The following is a 14,569-nucleotide window of genomic DNA, read 5'->3' on the forward strand; positions in this document are numbered from 1 at the left end:
TAGGCGTAACACATAAAGTGTTTTAACTTGAGGAGGTGATATATGAAACGTAAAACTGCCATGAGGCTCGGTAACGTTTTTATGGGGTTAGGCCTAATCACCATGGTGGGAGGCGTAGGTTACTCTGTGCTGGCCCAGTTACCTCAGCTTAATCTACCTCAGTTTCTCTCTCACGGTGCCGTAATGAGTATCTTCGTTGGGGCGCTGTTATGGCTGGTTGGCGCGCGTATTGGTGGTCATGAACGTGTCGCCGATCGTTACTGGTGGGTTCGCCACTTTGATAAACGCTGTAATCGTAATACTCGTCATTCTTAACCTTTCACAAACGGTTGTGTTAAATAATAAGATCGTGTTTAAGAACAAGTTAGTTATTAAGGTTTAGTGCTTACCATTACTGATATTAAAGCGATTGAAATTAAAACGCCGCAATGCTTTCGCAACGCGGCGTTTTTTTGTTTGCGTCCTACCCAGTGCAAACAAAAAACGGCGGATTGCTCCGCCGTTTTGCTGCATGTTGAACGAGTTTCTTAGTGTTCGAACATTGCAGAGATAGATTCTTCATTGCTGATACGGCGGATAGCTTCAGCCAACATGCCAGACAGTGTCAGGGTGCGAACTTTCTTCAGCGCCTTGATTTCGTCAGACAGAGGGATGGTATCGCAGACGATGATTTCATCAATAACAGAGTTTTTGATGTTGTCGATCGCATTGCCGGAGAAGATAGGGTGGGTTGCGTAGGCAAACACACGTTTTGCACCACGTTCTTTCAGTGCTTCAGCGGCTTTACACAAGGTGCCACCGGTATCGATCATATCGTCAACCAGTACGCAGTCACGACCCGCAACGTCACCAATAATATGCATAACCTGAGAAACGTTAGCGCGAGGGCGACGTTTATCGATAATAGCCATATCAGTATCGTTGAGCAGCTTAGCGATTGCGCGAGCACGAACCACGCCACCGATGTCTGGTGAAACCACGATTGGGTTTTCCAGATTCTGTTGCAGCATATCTTCCAGCAGGATCGGGCTACCGAATACGTTGTCTACCGGCACGTCGAAGAAGCCTTGAATCTGTTCAGCATGCAGGTCCACGGTAAGAACGCGGTCAACACCTACGCTTGACAAGAAGTCAGCCACCACTTTCGCAGTGATTGGCACACGAGCAGAACGCACACGGCGATCCTGACGGGCATAGCCAAAGTAAGGAATAACGGCGGTAATGCGGCCTGCGGAAGCGCGGCGCAGTGCATCAACCATAACAACCAGTTCCATCAGGTTATCGTTGGTGGGTGCACAGGTGGACTGGATGATGAAAATATCACCACCGCGTACATTTTCGTTGATTTGTACGCTCACTTCGCCGTCGCTAAAACGACCTACAGCGGCGTCACCAAGGCTGGTGTACAAACGGTTGGCAATACGTTGTGCTAGTTCCGGGGTAGCGTTACCAGCAAAAAGCTTCATATCAGGCACGAGAAGAACCTCAGGCTTGCGTCCAGAGAAGTTGGTAGTACAGACACGTTAAACAGGGGGCGGTGATAGCGTGCTGCATTACCCTACGGGTGTTTCAGAACTCAAATATTCCTCGATATTAAGGCTGTTCGTATTACCGACAGCCTCAATGGCGGTGAATATGTCTAAGCTCTCTTCATTTGCCAAACAAGACAAATGGCCGAGTCAAAACGTGGCTACTTGCGCTAAATTGTGCTCATAGTTCGCGCTATCAACGTGTATCAGAAATCCCGAAGGCGTTTCGAACGATGCACATCAAACGTAAAAATCATTTTACGGACTCAATAAACTCTGAGCGGACAAGGTGTAACGGTGAAGTGTTAACGCCACGCGCAACAAAACCCTTGATCCACTCGGGGGCTTTGCTAAGCACCTGAAGGGCAGAAGACTTGGTGTCAAATTCAGCAAACACGCAAGCACCTGTGCCAGTCAGACGCGACGGCGCGTATTGTAACAGCCATGAAATGACCTGTTCAACCTCACGGAAACGTTTTCTTGCGGTAAGTTCGCAATCATTTGCGTACGGAATGCGGAGAAGTTCCTGCAAAGACCGTACCGGAGAGTCTCTTTTCAGCTCCGGATCGCCGAAGATCGCGGGGGTAGGAATATTTACGCCGGGGTGTGCAACAAGATACCATTTTTCTTCAGGATGTGCGGGATGTAACAATTCCCCAACACCTTCTGCAAAAGATGCAAAGCCATTAACAAAAACAGGTACATCTGCACCAAGCGTTAAACCGAGCTTGGCCAATTCATTATCGCTAAGATTGGCTTGCCACAGCGTGTTTAAGGCGATGAGTACGGTAGCCGCATCGGATGAGCCTCCACCAAGCCCGCCACCCATTGGGATTACTTTTTCCAGCGCGATATCCGCGCCGCAGTGGGCAAATCGTTCAGGCAGGTTATCTCGCAACAGTTTGGCGGCACGAATAATCAGGTTTTGGTCGTTAGGTACACCGTCGATCGGCGTGAGCAAATTTAGCTGACCATCTTTACGTGGCGTAATGGCGAGTTGATCGCTGTAATCCAGAAATTGGAACAGTGTCTGCAGATTATGATAGCCGTCGGGACGACGGCCAGTGATATAGAGAAACAGATTCAGCTTGGCGGGCGCAGGCCAGATGCTGGTGGTCGAAATCATTTTTGCAGCGTCCAATTATCCATTTTCAGTTTAATGCGTTGATCGCCCTGAGTTATTTCCAATTGGGCTGGCAGTGATGGCTGGGTGTCGGCATCATACTTCAGATAGTTCACTTTCCACGTCAGGCCATCTTTGCTGTAGGTCAGGTCTTGTAAGCGATATTGGCTATCAAGGGTGAAGTCAGTCGCATCGCCCGGTAGCCCTAGCATCCATAGACGCAGACTTTGCAGCGGGATCTGCATACCGGTCAGTTTACGAATCATGTCATCTGCGTTGTCGCTGACGTAACGCTTGCCTTTGTTATCGGTAAGCTGAACAACGCCGGGGATGACGTTGAGTTCCATCTCAGTGCTGCCCAGTGGGTTGGTTAACAGCAGGCGATAGCGCTCAGGTGCACTCTGTTGCCAAAAGAAGCGGGCATATACTTTTTGCTTATCGGAAAGATAGGCAAAAGCACCGCGAGTTTGGTACTCGGCAATTTTTTGTACCTGAGATTCATGCTCGCGCCACTGTGGTGCCGTTGGACTACCCGCTGGGCCTTTATGTTGAGTGGTGTTACAAGCGGCCAATAGAACGCAGCTAAGCGGCAGTAATTTAAGCAATTTTGATTTTTGCATTGGTTTGTCCGTTCTGATTCTCGGGCGTGGTGCAGAGAATGATAATTGCGGGTAACGCTAGCGGTCTTATCTGACAGCGTCAATGCTTTCTGCGTGTTCGATCGCAAATATTAAGGGTAAAAGACCCAGAAATTGATTCAATAAGATACATCCCCATTTCGTGTGGCTTTTATTGATCTCGCGCATCAAGTAGAATGTCCGAATAAATAAACCAAAATGAAAGACTTTCTATTCGACGATTTGTCATGAGCCTGCTTGCACTTGGAATCAATCACAAAACCGCGCCGGTAGCACTTCGTGAGCGGGTGACGTTTTCACCCGAAACGCTGAATCATGCTATTGAAAGCTTACGCCAGCAGCCACTGGTGCAGGCTGGCGTTGTGCTGTCTACGTGTAACCGCACCGAGCTGTATCTCAGCATGGAACAGCCCGAGGATTTGCAGCAGCAAGATTTGCATAAGCAGATCGTCGACTGGCTGTGTGCGTATCACAAACTTCCCCCAGATGAAGTTAACAAAAGCCTCTATTGGTATCAGGATAATGACGCCGTCAGCCATCTGATGCGCGTTGCCAGCGGGTTGGACTCTTTGGTTCTCGGTGAGCCTCAGATTTTAGGTCAGGTGAAAAAGGCCTATACGGAATCTCAACGTGAGCAGTCAATGTCTGCTGACCTTGAGCGTCTGTTCCAAAAAACCTTCTCGGTCGCTAAGCGAGTACGTACTGAAACCGACATTGGTGCCAGTGCGGTATCTGTCGCCTTTGCGGCCTGTACGTTGGCGAGGCAAATATTTGAGTCACTTTCTCAGGTAAATGTGTTGCTGGTTGGCGCAGGTGAAACCATCGAACTGGTGGCACGTCATCTTCGTGAACATAAAGTGCGGCATATGATGATTGCTAACCGCACACGTGAGCGCGCACAGGTGTTGGCGGATGAAGTTAACGCTGAAGTAATCACGCTGCCTGAAATCGATGAACGCTTAGCTGAAGCGGATATCATTATTAGCTCGACGGCCAGTCCACTGCCGATTATCGGCAAGGGGATGGTAGAGCGAGCGCTGAAGTCTCGCCGCAACCAGCCAATGCTGTTTGTGGATATCGCTGTTCCGCGTGATATTGAGCCGGAAGTCGGCAAATTGGCCAACGCCTATTTGTATAGCGTGGATGACTTGCATTCGATTATTCAAAGTAATCTTGCCCAGCGTAAAGCGGCAGCCGTTCAGGCTGAGCATATTGTGCAGCAGGAAAGTGCTAACTTTATGGCTTGGCTACGAGCCCAAGGCGCGGTGGAGACTATCCGAGATTATCGCTCACAGGCCGATCAAATGCGCGCGGAAGCTGAAGCTGAAGCCTTAGCGGCGATAGCGCAGGGCGCAGACGTAGAATCCGTTATCCATAAATTGGCGCATCGGCTGACCAATCGTTTGATTCATGCACCAACCAAATCCCTCCAGCAGGCCGCGAGTAACGGCGACATCGAAAAATTGCAGGTGTTGCGTGATAGTCTCGGACTGGATCAAAATTAGTTCCTCTTATTTATTACATATAGGTAAATAGCCACGAATGAAGCCTTCTATCGTTGCCAAACTAGAAGCATTACAAGAGCGTCACGAAGAGGTGCAGGCGCACCTCGGAGATGCCGGAGTGATTGCCGACCAAGACCGCTTCCGCGCGCTGTCTCGCGAGTACGCACAGTTGACCGACGTCACCCGTTGTTTCCAGACCTGGCAGCAGGTACAGGAGGATTTATCCACGGCGGAAATGATGCTCGACGATCCCGAAATGCGCGAAATGGCGCAGGAAGAGATTGCTGAAGCGAAAAATCAAATCGCCGATCTGGAACAGCAGCTACAAATTCTGCTGTTGCCGAAAGATCCCGATGATGAACGTAGTTGCTATTTAGAAATCCGTGCCGGAACCGGCGGCGACGAAGCCGCGCTGTTTGCCGGTGATATGTTCCGTATGTATAGCCGTTATGCAGAATCTCGACGCTGGAAAATCGAGGTGATGAGCGCCAACGAAGGTGAACATGGCGGTTACAAAGAGATCATTGCCAAAGTGATTGGCGATGGGGCATATGGCCGTTTGAAGTTTGAATCGGGTGGACATCGCGTTCAGCGTGTTCCTGCGACCGAATCTCAGGGGCGTATTCATACCTCGGCCTGTACCGTTGCCGTGATGCCTGAGATTCCAGAAGCCGAGTTGCCGGATATTAATCCTGGCGATTTGCGAATCGATACCTTCCGTTCCTCCGGGGCTGGTGGACAGCACGTTAACACCACCGACTCCGCGATCCGTATTACCCACTTGCCAACCGGTATTGTGGTTGAGTGTCAGGATGAACGTTCTCAGCATAAGAACAAAGCGAAAGCGTTATCCGTGCTGGGCGCGCGTATTCGTGCTGCCGAAATGGCGAAGCGCCAGCAAGAAGAGGCATCAACGCGCCGCAATCTGCTGGGCAGCGGTGACCGTTCAGATCGTAACCGCACCTATAACTTCCCGCAGGGGCGTGTTACTGACCATCGCATCAACCTGACGATTTACCGTCTGGATGAAGTGATGGAAGGCAAACTGGATTCCCTGATCGAGCCTATTGTTCAGGAATATCAGGCTGACCAGTTGGCTTCACTGTCTGAGCAAGACTAATGCGATTTGACCAGTGGCTAAAACAGGCGGTTGAACGATTGCGTGCCGGCGAAAGCCCCAAGCGCGACGCCGAAATCCTTCTGGGTTTTGTCGCTGGTAAAAGCCGCAGCTCTATTTTGGCGTTTGGTGAAACCGAGCTCATGCCAGAGCAAGTTCAGCAGTTAGAACTGCTGTTGGCAAGGCGCGAACGCGGCGAGCCAGTAGCCTATCTGCTTGGCGAGCGCGAGTTTTGGTCGCTACCGCTAGAAGTTTCGCCAGCAACGTTGATCCCTCGTCCTGACACTGAGTGTCTGGTGGAGAAAGCGTTGGCGCTCCTGCCTGTCGCCGCGTGTTCGGTGCTCGATCTTGGCACCGGCACTGGCGCAATCGCGTTAGCCCTTGCTAGCGAACGGCCTGATTGTCAGTTTGTTGGCGTTGACTATTCGGCCGATGCGACAGCGTTGGCCTCGCGTAATGCCTCGCGTTTAAATATTACTAACGTCACATTTGTTACCGGAAGCTGGTATGACCCCGTTGGCGCTCAGCAATTTGCGTTGATAGCCAGTAACCCGCCTTATATTGATGAATCCGACCCGCATCTCTCGCAGGGGGATGTCCGTTTTGAGCCTGCCAGTGCGTTGGTTGCACCGGAAAATGGCCTCGCTGATTTGCGCCATATTGTGGAATATGCCCCCGATCATCTTATTGAGGGGGGATGGCTTATCATGGAGCATGGTTGGCAGCAAGGAGAGGCTGTGCGCCAGTTGCTTAAAACGCGCGGATTTACTGACGTGGTTACGGAGAAGGACTACGGCAATAATGATCGTATTACGTTAGGACAGTGGCACGCTTATTCACCGTAAAATAATAAAAGAAGAGGAAACGTATGGAAGCTTATATTGGGATTAAACATCTGCACCTGTTGACGGTGGCGATAAGCATCGTGTTATTCATTCTGCGTTTCTTCTGGAAATGGCGTAATTCCGCTATGATGGAGCGTCGTTGGGTGAAGATAACGCCCCATGTGAACGATACCGTACTCTTTGCTACGGGTATCGCATTAGTGTTTATCACCCACTTCTATCCTTTTACCCCGCAGGGGACGTGGCTGACGGAAAAACTGGTCGGTGTTATTATTTATGTGGTGCTCGGCTATGTTGCTTTGAGCAAACGACCACGTAGCCAAAAAGTAAGGTGTTTTGCTTTCGTAGCGGCACTCGCGTGTATGTATTTAATTATTAAACTGGCAATGACGAAAATGCCGTTGCTGATGGGGTATGTATGAGTTCCATAGCTGATTTTGAGTTTAACCGCTTCCCGCTGAGCGAAGGGGTTATTCTGGTTTCTCAGACTATACGTCGTGATTTTCCTGCCGATACAGTGCGCGAGTCGTTGCAGCAACTGTCTGAGCAGGCGCTGGCGCATATTGATGCGGAACTGGATCAGGATCAGAAACTTGAGCAATTTATCGATCTCTTCTTCAATGAGTGGGGATTTGGCGGCGTCGGCGGCGTGTACCGCCTATCCGATGCATTGTGGCTCGATAAGGTACTGAGTTCTCGCCAAGGGACGCCAGTTTCTCTGGGGATCGTGTTTCTGCATATTGCCCATCAACTTGATTTGCCGTTGCAGCCAGTGATTTTCCCGACCCAGCTGATTATGCGTGCGGATTGGTTAGACGAAGAGATGTGGCTCATTAACCCGCTAAACGGCGAAACGTTAAATGAACATATGCTGGAAGTGTGGCTGAAAGGCAATCTCGGTTTGATGGCCAGTCTTGAAGATACAGATTTCGACGAAGCTGAAAACAGCATGGTAGTGCGTAAAATGCTGAGTACGCTGAAAGCGGCGCTGATGGAAGAGAAACAGATTGAGCCCGCATTACGTGCCTGTGAGGCCTTGCTGGAGTTCGATCCTGAAGACCCCTATGAAATTCGCGATCGTGGGCTGATTTATGCCCAGTTAGATTGCAACCACATTGCTGTTTCCGACCTCAGCTACTTTGTAGAACAATGCCCTGAGGACCCGGTTTCTGAGGTTATCAAGGTACAGATACACTCGATTGAGCAGAAAAATATCGTTCTGCACTGAGTGATTTTATTTTCTACCCTGTGCGCGAGAACAATGCGCGCGGGCTTTAAATTGGTTATTTTGCCTCCACTTATCAATATTAATTATGCCAGAAGTTTTGTTGCGGCTGTGGCACAGCGGCAAAGCTGAAAGGTATACACGGTTACTTGAATATTAAGGCGCAAGCATGAAACAGAAAGTTGTCAGCATTGGTGATATCAAAGTCGCGAACGATCTGCCGTTCGTTCTTTTCGGTGGTATGAACGTGCTGGAGTCGCGTGATTTAGCGATGCGTATCTGTGAGCACTACGTTACCGTTACTCAAAAACTGGGTATTCCTTACGTCTTCAAGGCTTCTTTTGATAAAGCCAACCGTTCTTCGATTCACTCTTACCGTGGCCCAGGCTTGGAAGAGGGAATGCGTATTTTCCAAGATATCAAACAGGCGTTCGGCGTTAAAATCATCACCGACGTTCATACCCCAGAACAGGCTCAGCCTGTGGCTGACGTGGTTGATGTAATTCAGTTGCCAGCATTTTTGGCTCGCCAAACCGATTTGGTTGAAGCGATGGCGAAAACGGGTGCGGTTATCAACGTCAAAAAACCACAGTTCTTAAGCCCAGGCCAGATGGGTAACATCGTTGATAAGTTTGAAGAAGGCGGCAACGATAAAATCATTCTATGTGACCGTGGCGCTAACTTTGGTTACGACAACCTGGTTGTGGATATGTTGGGCTTCGGCGTGATGAAAAATGCGTCCAAAGGCAGCCCAGTGATTTTTGACGTGACTCACTCACTGCAGTGCCGCGATCCGTTTGGCGCTGCGTCCGGTGGCCGTCGTGCTCAGGTGACCGAACTGGCTCGTTCTGGTATGGCGATTGGTTTGGCGGGTCTGTTTATTGAAGCTCATCCAGATCCGGCCAATGCGCGTTGTGATGGCCCCTCTGCGCTGCCGCTCGATAAGCTTGAGCCGTTCTTGGTTCAGATGAAAGCGATTGACGATCTAGTGAAAAGCTTCCCAGAGTTAGATACGTCTAACTGATAGCTGTTTTGGCGATTTAGCTTTGCAGCTAAATCCCACGGTATAAAAAATAGAAAAGGCACGCCGTTGAGCGTGCCTTTTTTACATCTCGTGAAGTAGGGCAGAATTATAAGCTGGCTGAGTCGTTCAAATGTTTAACGGCTTCAGGCAACGTTGAGAAGAATGCCAATTTGCCTGCGATTGGTGCGATGCGGGCACGTGCAAACGTTTTTAGCGGCTGGAATGGGATATCAGTAATCACCAGTTGCTTACCTTCCGGCAGTGCATCGACAAAGCGTTGGAAGGCGTTAAGGCCACCGGCATCCAGTACGGGGACGGCATCCCATTGCATCACAATCGTGTTGTAGTTTTCGCTTTGTTCCAGCAGTTCGCTGAAAATACGTTCGGCGGCGGCAAAGAACAGCGGTCCACTGACACGTAACATAAGCGTCGAGGTTTCAACGGATTCACTCAACACGCTCAGGCGCGTCATCCGTGCAATACGGCGCATGAACAACAGTGATGCCAACACAATTCCGACGGTAATCGCAATTACCATGTCAAACAACACCGTAAGTGACATACACATCAGCATGACAATGATGTCGTCTTTGGGCGCTCTGCGCAGTAGATAAACGACTTTATGCGCTTCACTCATGTTCCATGCCACCATTAGCAGCAGCGAGGCCATGGCCGCCAGCGGTAAGAATGATAACCACGGCGCCAAGACGAGAAGGGCGAGGATCACCAGCAGTGAGTGTATGACGGCAGATATGGGTGATGTTGCACCGGCACGAACGTTAGCTGCCGAGCGTGCAATGGCCGCAGTAGCAGTAATGCCGCCGAAGAATGGCGCTGCAATATTCCCTAAGCCTTGCCCAATCAGTTCTCCGTTAGAATGATGTTTTTTCCCTGTCATACCGTCGAGCACCACGGCACATAATAGTGATTCAATGGCTCCTAGCATTGCCATGGAAAAGGCGGCAGGCATCAGCGCGGTGAGTGTTTTCCACGATAGGTCAATGGGCTGACCAGTACCCGACGGTAAATTCCACGGTAGAACAAACTGTGGCAGAATCGGCGGAATGCCTTGGCCTTGGGTGCCGTCGGCGAGTAGATAGCTAAAACGAGAGCCTATGGTAGCAACATGAGTATCGAATAGGGCAAAGATACCCATCACCGCAGTTCCTGCGAGCAGCGCGGGCAAATGACCCGGTAAGCGTAATCCCAATTTGGGCCAGAAAACCAGAACCGCCAACGTTGTTGCGCCGATGAGGGTGTCTGCCCAACTGATGGTGGGCATCGCTTGCGCCAGTGCAGCGACTTTCATTAAATAGCTTTCTGGAACGTGTTCCAGATGCAAGCCAAAGAAATCTTTGATTTGCATGGTACCAATGGTAATGGCAATCCCCGAGGTAAAACCAAGCGTGACTGACAGAGGGATGTACTCAATCAGGCGACCAAATCTGGCCATCCCCATTAGCAACAAAAATACCCCTGACATCAGAGTGGCAAGCAGAAGTCCTGAAAGGCCAAACTGTTGTGATACAGGGTAAAGAATGACGACGAACGCCGCCGTTGGCCCTGAAACACTAAAGCGAGAGCCGCCGCTTAACGCGATGACGATGCCCGCTACTGCGGAAGTATAAAGACCGTACTGTGGCGGGACGCCACTGCCGATGGCGAGAGCCATCGCTAAAGGTATGGCGATGATACCAACGGTAATACCCGCAATAATATCTTTGACGAAGCGCTGGGCGTTATACGGTTCACGCCAGCAGGCTTCTATCAGCGCGCTAAACGGCATGATGCCGTTAATTTTATGCGTTTTCATTATGCAAATTGTTAGCTAGTGACCTAGCTCCATAAGAAAGGATCAAGTACTACACCATCGACGCAAGGCCGATGGACTCCCACTGGTGACAAAATGGGTACAATCTTGGTACACCCCAAGTTTGCGTCACTTATATCAGGCTAGCATCTCAAATTATGCGTAACATAATCACGGCGATAACAGCACTAAGCCTGTCATTCCCATCCTAATTGAAATTATGCTGTCGACTATGCTCGCTAGCCGACTGACATCACGTCAATTATTCGGGGTATTGCTAAATGAAGCAGAATCTCAAAGAAGGGCACAATTTCTAACCACTGTTTTCATCAGGCAAAACGTTTAATTCCTGAATCAACCACCATCGATGCAAGTTTACACTCTGTTGAGGTAGATTACTTTGACTAAAGTCTATAACGGCCTCTTATGGGGTAAAAAGCCTCTATTTTTCAGTCCTGCGGCGAATGATAAAACGATGTTGAGTGCGAGGGGTGGATGCAACGGTTAGGCTCGAATTTCCACCTTAAAGTCAGGTATTTGATATTAGACTGGCTTAATAATGATGTTACATATTAAGAAAAGAGGTGTGTTTGTGGTTATAAGCCCATTTTGATAATAAACCAAACGCTATTTTTCTGTTAGCTAACTCATTGTTTATCATGCGATTAGTTTTTCTTATTTAAAATTCATATATCATTTTTCATTTTTAATGAAATATTCACGTTTACTATCATTTTTGCGGACTGTTTATTTTTATTTTGGTTTTTGCTAGATTCCCTAACTTATCTTTTTGCATTTTTATTATTTCTTTAGGGAGCGTTTGTCTATGGATTATTCTTTGTCATCGAAGATGTTTATTCTTTTTATATTTCTATCTTTAGTTTTAAGTTTATCAGCACTAACATATATATTAACTCATTAAAAAATTAGCATACTGCCTATGCGGTATCTGTACGCAATAAAATCTCAGCAGCAGGTGCTGCTGAGAATATAAGTGCCAGACACGTATCACTGGGTGACCGTTGTGACGACTTGCCCTTCATCGTCCGCGTACCATCCCCAATCGGGACCAAAGCCATTATTCCATTGACCTGCTTGCCAATACGGTCCAAAGCCATAGTCCCACTCGGCGATAGGCTGTATAGTCTCGGTGAGGTGCCAGACCTGATAGCCTTCAATATTCATCGTGACAAAGTTATACGGTGTTTTACCAATGGTGCCTTTTTGGCTACCGGTAAGGGTGCCTAACACCGTCACGAGATGGTTGCGGAAGTTGACAGGATCGAGAAATTTATCGCTTTTAGCGATAATCCGCCCCTGATAGGGCTGGTTGATTTCCGGCTTAGCGCTGCTATCCAGTGGAAGTACCGCGATTTCTAGCAGTGTTGCATTGTCTCGATTAATGACGTTAACGACGGTTCCACCAAAGCGTACCTGCTGTCCTTGGTAAAGATTCGGTGAGTTATGCACAGAGGTAAAATTCTTTTGCAGAATGGGACTATTATTACCTTCAATACTTTTAGGTATCGAACTACAGCCGCTCAAAATAAATACGCCGCTGAGTGTAATAATGCCAATGGTTTTCTTGCATTTTGATATTAGTGAGGAGGAAGTTATTAACATAGGTGCCGTCCTATTATTTAGTGTGGGAATAGAATTAGCACCGAATTTTTAAAATGTCCGCCATTTAGTTTAAATATCAACAATAAATATCTATAACTGATATTTACATGACTGTTTTCTCATTTTTTACGCCATGGTTTTTCATTCTACATTTTCCTTGTTCTCACCACGGCGCATATCAATAAGCTTAAATGGATGTTTTAACGGTTAGTCACGTTAACAAGAGGTTAGCCCGAGAAAACGAGATATTACAGTTGTTACTATCTGGTGATCTTCCAATTGCGGAGCACCAGACACCGTAATTGTGCCGACGCATCCGGTGTCTTTGATCGTCAGCGGGAAACACCCTCCGTGCGCAGCATAGTCATTCAGACTTAATCCATAACGCTCTTCTAATGTCGCATTCCGCAGCTGCAAACGTAGCCCGATGGCATAAGAACTTTTGTGGAAACGGCTGACAACGTTACGTTTGCGACGTATCCACTCTGCGTTATCCGGAGATGTTCCCCGCATTGCATAATGAAATAGGGTATGTCCCGCCAGCTGAATATCAATGCTGACGGCCACGCCGCGACGCTCGGCCTCTTGCTTGAGGGCAGTACCCAGTGCCCAGGCTGTTTCTGCATTAAACGCAGAAAACTGGAGGCTGGCTTCTTCAGCAGCAAGTTGTGCTAGTTCGTCTTCAGAGCTCATGCGCTAATCCTTAATCTAAAATTGCAGCATACCGTCCGGTCGGACAGGCCGCTAGATCTGTTATTTATAACTCATGCGATTTCATGCGAGGGATAAAGCAAAACGCCGTCTCTGAGAACAGAAACGGCGTTAGGATTAAATGTGCTTTTAACGGGCAAGGGCGCGGGTTAACAGCAATATTCGCCTGACTAACGCCAGTACACTTTTGCATAACGGTACGACCTCAGGCGTTTTATTGCGTTCATTGGCAGCGAAAAACGCAGGGAAATAAGCGTTGTTTCTCTCGGCTCAGCTGAGAATGGTTGGGTTGAGAGATGCTGTTTTGCATCGTTTTATGGATACAAAAAAAGCCCCGAATTTTCATTCGGGGCTTTTTTCTAGAATATGGCGGTGAGAGAGGGGTTCGAACCCTCGATACGCTTTCGCGTATACACACTTTCCAGGCGTGCTCCTTCAGCCACTCAGACACCTCACCGTTTCGTCACCGTGCTATGCACTGCAACGGGGCGCTACTATAGGGATTCATGCTGAGACGGTCAAGAATAATTTCAGCTCAAATGCTTATCTGGTGAGGGAATAGCCAATCAGAGCACTCTGACATCATCCTGCGCGGTCATGTACTACAGTTCATGTACTACAGTTAATAAGCAAAACTTTTCCGACCCTACGATCTTTCCATTCATAAACCTTCCATTCATAAACGGAGAAATACTATGTCGATTGAAAAAGTGGTTTATCGAGCCAAAGCAAAAGCGACTGGCGGACGAGACGGTCGTGCGACTTCATCCGATGGCGTGCTAGATGTAAAACTGGGAGTGCCTAAGGAAATGGGCGGTGCAGGTGGCGCTGTCACCAATCCTGAACAGCTGTTTGCCGCTGGCTATTCGGCCTGCTTTCTGGGGGCATTGAAGTTTGTGGCGTCAAAAGAGAAAGTTAAAGTGCCAGCAGAGGCACAAATTGAAGGCACCGTGGGGATTGGCGAAATCCCAGGCGGATTTGGTATCGAAGTTCAACTGGATATCAGCCTGCCGGGCATTGAACGAAGCGTAGCCGAAGACCTAGTGAAAAAAGCGCATCAGGTCTGCCCATACTCGAACGCCACGCGTGGCAATATCGATGTGAAGCTTAATGTCATTTAGCGCTTTATGATGTGTTTATCACTGACCGCTAGAAAGCAAAAAGCCCTGAATTTTCATTCAGGGCTTTCTACGAGAATATGGCGGTGAGAGAGGGGTTCGAACCCTCGATACGCTTTCGCGTATACACACTTTCCAGGCGTGCTCCTTCAGCCACTCAGACACCTCACCGTTTTTATCGCTAACGTCGCCGTTGCGATGGGCGCTAATGTAGGGAAAACAGCGTGGTGCGTCAACTTTATTTTTATCAAAACCAACTGTTTAGCCAAACAATCAACAGATTGCTGTTTTCCTCAACGAT

At 48.6% G+C, this 14,569-nt stretch carries 14 protein-coding genes and 2 tRNA genes; 8 read left to right on the plus strand and 8 right to left on the minus strand.

Annotation, left to right across the window (positions count from 1 at the left end; genetic code table 11):
• Window positions 1-42 precede the first annotated feature (42 nt).
• The gene (ychH, locus tag K9N75_RS10200) at window positions 43-315 is read left to right on the plus strand and encodes a stress-induced protein YchH (RefSeq protein WP_008813269.1); all 273 of its coding nucleotides are present in this window, start codon (window positions 43-45) and stop codon (window positions 313-315) included.
• A gap of 212 nt (window positions 316-527) precedes the next feature.
• Here the strand turns inward: ychH and prs are convergent, their stop codons facing one another.
• From prs to lolB, 3 genes are all read right to left on the minus strand, one after another.
• Entirely contained in the window at window positions 528-1,475 is a 948-nt protein-coding gene (prs, locus tag K9N75_RS10205; protein ID WP_008813270.1) for a ribose-phosphate diphosphokinase, read from the minus strand.
• A gap of 307 nt (window positions 1,476-1,782) precedes the next feature.
• On the minus strand, window positions 1,783-2,655 hold the full coding sequence (ispE, locus tag K9N75_RS10210; RefSeq protein WP_039187682.1) for a 4-(cytidine 5'-diphospho)-2-C-methyl-D-erythritol kinase: 873 nt from the start codon (window positions 2,653-2,655) through the stop codon (window positions 1,783-1,785).
• Window positions 2,652-3,272 (minus strand): lipoprotein insertase outer membrane protein LolB, encoded by a 621-nt coding sequence (gene lolB / locus K9N75_RS10215; RefSeq protein WP_004090357.1) that lies wholly within the window; start codon window positions 3,270-3,272, stop codon window positions 2,652-2,654. The genes ispE and lolB overlap by 4 nt, the downstream gene beginning before the upstream one ends.
• A 245-nt stretch (window positions 3,273-3,517) precedes the next feature.
• Between lolB and hemA the strand changes: the two genes are divergently transcribed.
• The 6 genes from hemA (at window position 3,518) to kdsA (ending at window position 9,006) form a co-directional block, all read left to right on the plus strand.
• Entirely contained in the window at window positions 3,518-4,795 is a 1,278-nt protein-coding gene (gene hemA / locus K9N75_RS10220; protein WP_008813272.1) for a glutamyl-tRNA reductase, read from the plus strand.
• A 37-nt stretch (window positions 4,796-4,832) separates the two neighbouring features.
• On the plus strand, window positions 4,833-5,915 hold the full coding sequence (prfA, locus tag K9N75_RS10225) for a peptide chain release factor 1 (RefSeq protein WP_004090353.1): 1,083 nt from the start codon (window positions 4,833-4,835) through the stop codon (window positions 5,913-5,915).
• The gene (gene prmC, locus K9N75_RS10230; RefSeq protein ID WP_224452551.1) at window positions 5,915-6,757 is read left to right on the plus strand and encodes a peptide chain release factor N(5)-glutamine methyltransferase; all 843 of its coding nucleotides are present in this window, start codon (window positions 5,915-5,917) and stop codon (window positions 6,755-6,757) included. The genes prfA and prmC overlap by 1 nt, the downstream gene beginning before the upstream one ends.
• Window positions 6,758-6,780: 23 nt before the next feature.
• Window positions 6,781-7,179: a SirB2 family protein gene (locus K9N75_RS10235; protein WP_004090348.1), complete on the plus strand. Its 399-nt coding sequence runs from the start codon at window positions 6,781-6,783 to the stop codon at window positions 7,177-7,179.
• The gene (gene sirB1 / locus K9N75_RS10240) at window positions 7,176-7,985 is read left to right on the plus strand and encodes an invasion regulator SirB1 (protein ID WP_004090346.1); all 810 of its coding nucleotides are present in this window, start codon (window positions 7,176-7,178) and stop codon (window positions 7,983-7,985) included. Before K9N75_RS10235 ends, sirB1 begins: the two co-directional genes overlap by 4 nt.
• 166 nt (window positions 7,986-8,151) lie before the next feature.
• Window positions 8,152-9,006: a 3-deoxy-8-phosphooctulonate synthase gene (kdsA, locus tag K9N75_RS10245; protein ID WP_004090343.1), complete on the plus strand. Its 855-nt coding sequence runs from the start codon at window positions 8,152-8,154 to the stop codon at window positions 9,004-9,006.
• A 106-nt stretch (window positions 9,007-9,112) separates the two neighbouring features.
• Here the strand turns inward: kdsA and dauA are convergent, their stop codons facing one another.
• The 4 genes from dauA to K9N75_RS10265 all read right to left on the minus strand — a co-directional run bounded on the left by dauA (window position 9,113) and on the right by K9N75_RS10265 (window position 13,607).
• Window positions 9,113-10,819 (minus strand): C4-dicarboxylic acid transporter DauA, encoded by a 1,707-nt coding sequence (gene dauA, locus K9N75_RS10250; RefSeq protein WP_008813274.1) that lies wholly within the window; start codon window positions 10,817-10,819, stop codon window positions 9,113-9,115.
• Window positions 10,820-11,824: 1,005 nt separating this feature from the next.
• A complete protein-coding gene (locus K9N75_RS10255; RefSeq protein ID WP_224452552.1) occupies window positions 11,825-12,439 on the minus strand; it encodes a Slp family lipoprotein in 615 nt (204 codons plus the stop codon).
• A gap of 216 nt (window positions 12,440-12,655) precedes the next feature.
• Complete coding sequence (locus K9N75_RS10260; RefSeq protein WP_039187686.1) at window positions 12,656-13,132, minus strand: heme-degrading domain-containing protein; 477 nt, start codon at window positions 13,130-13,132, stop codon at window positions 12,656-12,658.
• A 385-nt stretch (window positions 13,133-13,517) separates the two neighbouring features.
• A tRNA-Ser gene (locus K9N75_RS10265) sits at window positions 13,518-13,607 on the minus strand.
• Window positions 13,608-13,845: 238 nt separating this feature from the next.
• Between K9N75_RS10265 and K9N75_RS10270 the strand changes: the two genes are divergently transcribed.
• Window positions 13,846-14,271, plus strand: coding sequence for an organic hydroperoxide resistance protein (locus tag K9N75_RS10270; protein ID WP_004090322.1), 426 nt, complete (start codon window positions 13,846-13,848; stop codon window positions 14,269-14,271).
• Between the two features lie 78 nt (window positions 14,272-14,349).
• On the opposite strand, the gene K9N75_RS10275 is transcribed toward K9N75_RS10270, so the two are convergent.
• Window positions 14,350-14,439, minus strand: a tRNA-Ser gene (locus tag K9N75_RS10275).
• Between the last annotated feature and the right edge of the window lie 130 nt (window positions 14,440-14,569).

Origin of the sequence: Hafnia paralvei (assembly GCF_020150375.1) — a bacterium.
Classification (GTDB): domain Bacteria; phylum Pseudomonadota; class Gammaproteobacteria; order Enterobacterales; family Enterobacteriaceae; genus Hafnia; species Hafnia paralvei.

Bases quoted from the DNA above. Each gene is read 5' to 3' on its own strand.
- prfA (WP_004090353.1), top strand. From the start codon at position 4,833: ATGAAGCCTTCTATCGTTGCCAAACTAGAAGCATTACAAGAGCGTCAC.
- K9N75_RS10235 (WP_004090348.1), top strand. From the start codon at position 6,781: ATGGAAGCTTATATTGGGATTAAACATCTGCACCTGTTGACGGTGGCG.
- kdsA (WP_004090343.1), top strand. From the start codon at position 8,152: ATGAAACAGAAAGTTGTCAGCATTGGTGATATCAAAGTCGCGAACGAT.
- ispE (WP_039187682.1), bottom strand. From the start codon at position 2,655: ATGATTTCGACCACCAGCATCTGGCCTGCGCCCGCCAAGCTGAATCTG.
- K9N75_RS10255 (WP_224452552.1), bottom strand. From the start codon at position 12,439: ATGTTAATAACTTCCTCCTCACTAATATCAAAATGCAAGAAAACCATT.
- K9N75_RS10260 (WP_039187686.1), bottom strand. From the start codon at position 13,132: ATGAGCTCTGAAGACGAACTAGCACAACTTGCTGCTGAAGAAGCCAGC.
- sirB1 (WP_004090346.1), top strand. From the start codon at position 7,176: ATGAGTTCCATAGCTGATTTTGAGTTTAACCGCTTCCCGCTGAGCGAA.
- ychH (WP_008813269.1), top strand. From the start codon at position 43: ATGAAACGTAAAACTGCCATGAGGCTCGGTAACGTTTTTATGGGGTTA.
- hemA (WP_008813272.1), top strand. From the start codon at position 3,518: ATGAGCCTGCTTGCACTTGGAATCAATCACAAAACCGCGCCGGTAGCA.
- lolB (WP_004090357.1), bottom strand. From the start codon at position 3,272: ATGCAAAAATCAAAATTGCTTAAATTACTGCCGCTTAGCTGCGTTCTA.
- K9N75_RS10270 (WP_004090322.1), top strand. From the start codon at position 13,846: ATGTCGATTGAAAAAGTGGTTTATCGAGCCAAAGCAAAAGCGACTGGC.
- dauA (WP_008813274.1), bottom strand. From the start codon at position 10,819: ATGAAAACGCATAAAATTAACGGCATCATGCCGTTTAGCGCGCTGATA.
- prmC (WP_224452551.1), top strand. From the start codon at position 5,915: ATGCGATTTGACCAGTGGCTAAAACAGGCGGTTGAACGATTGCGTGCC.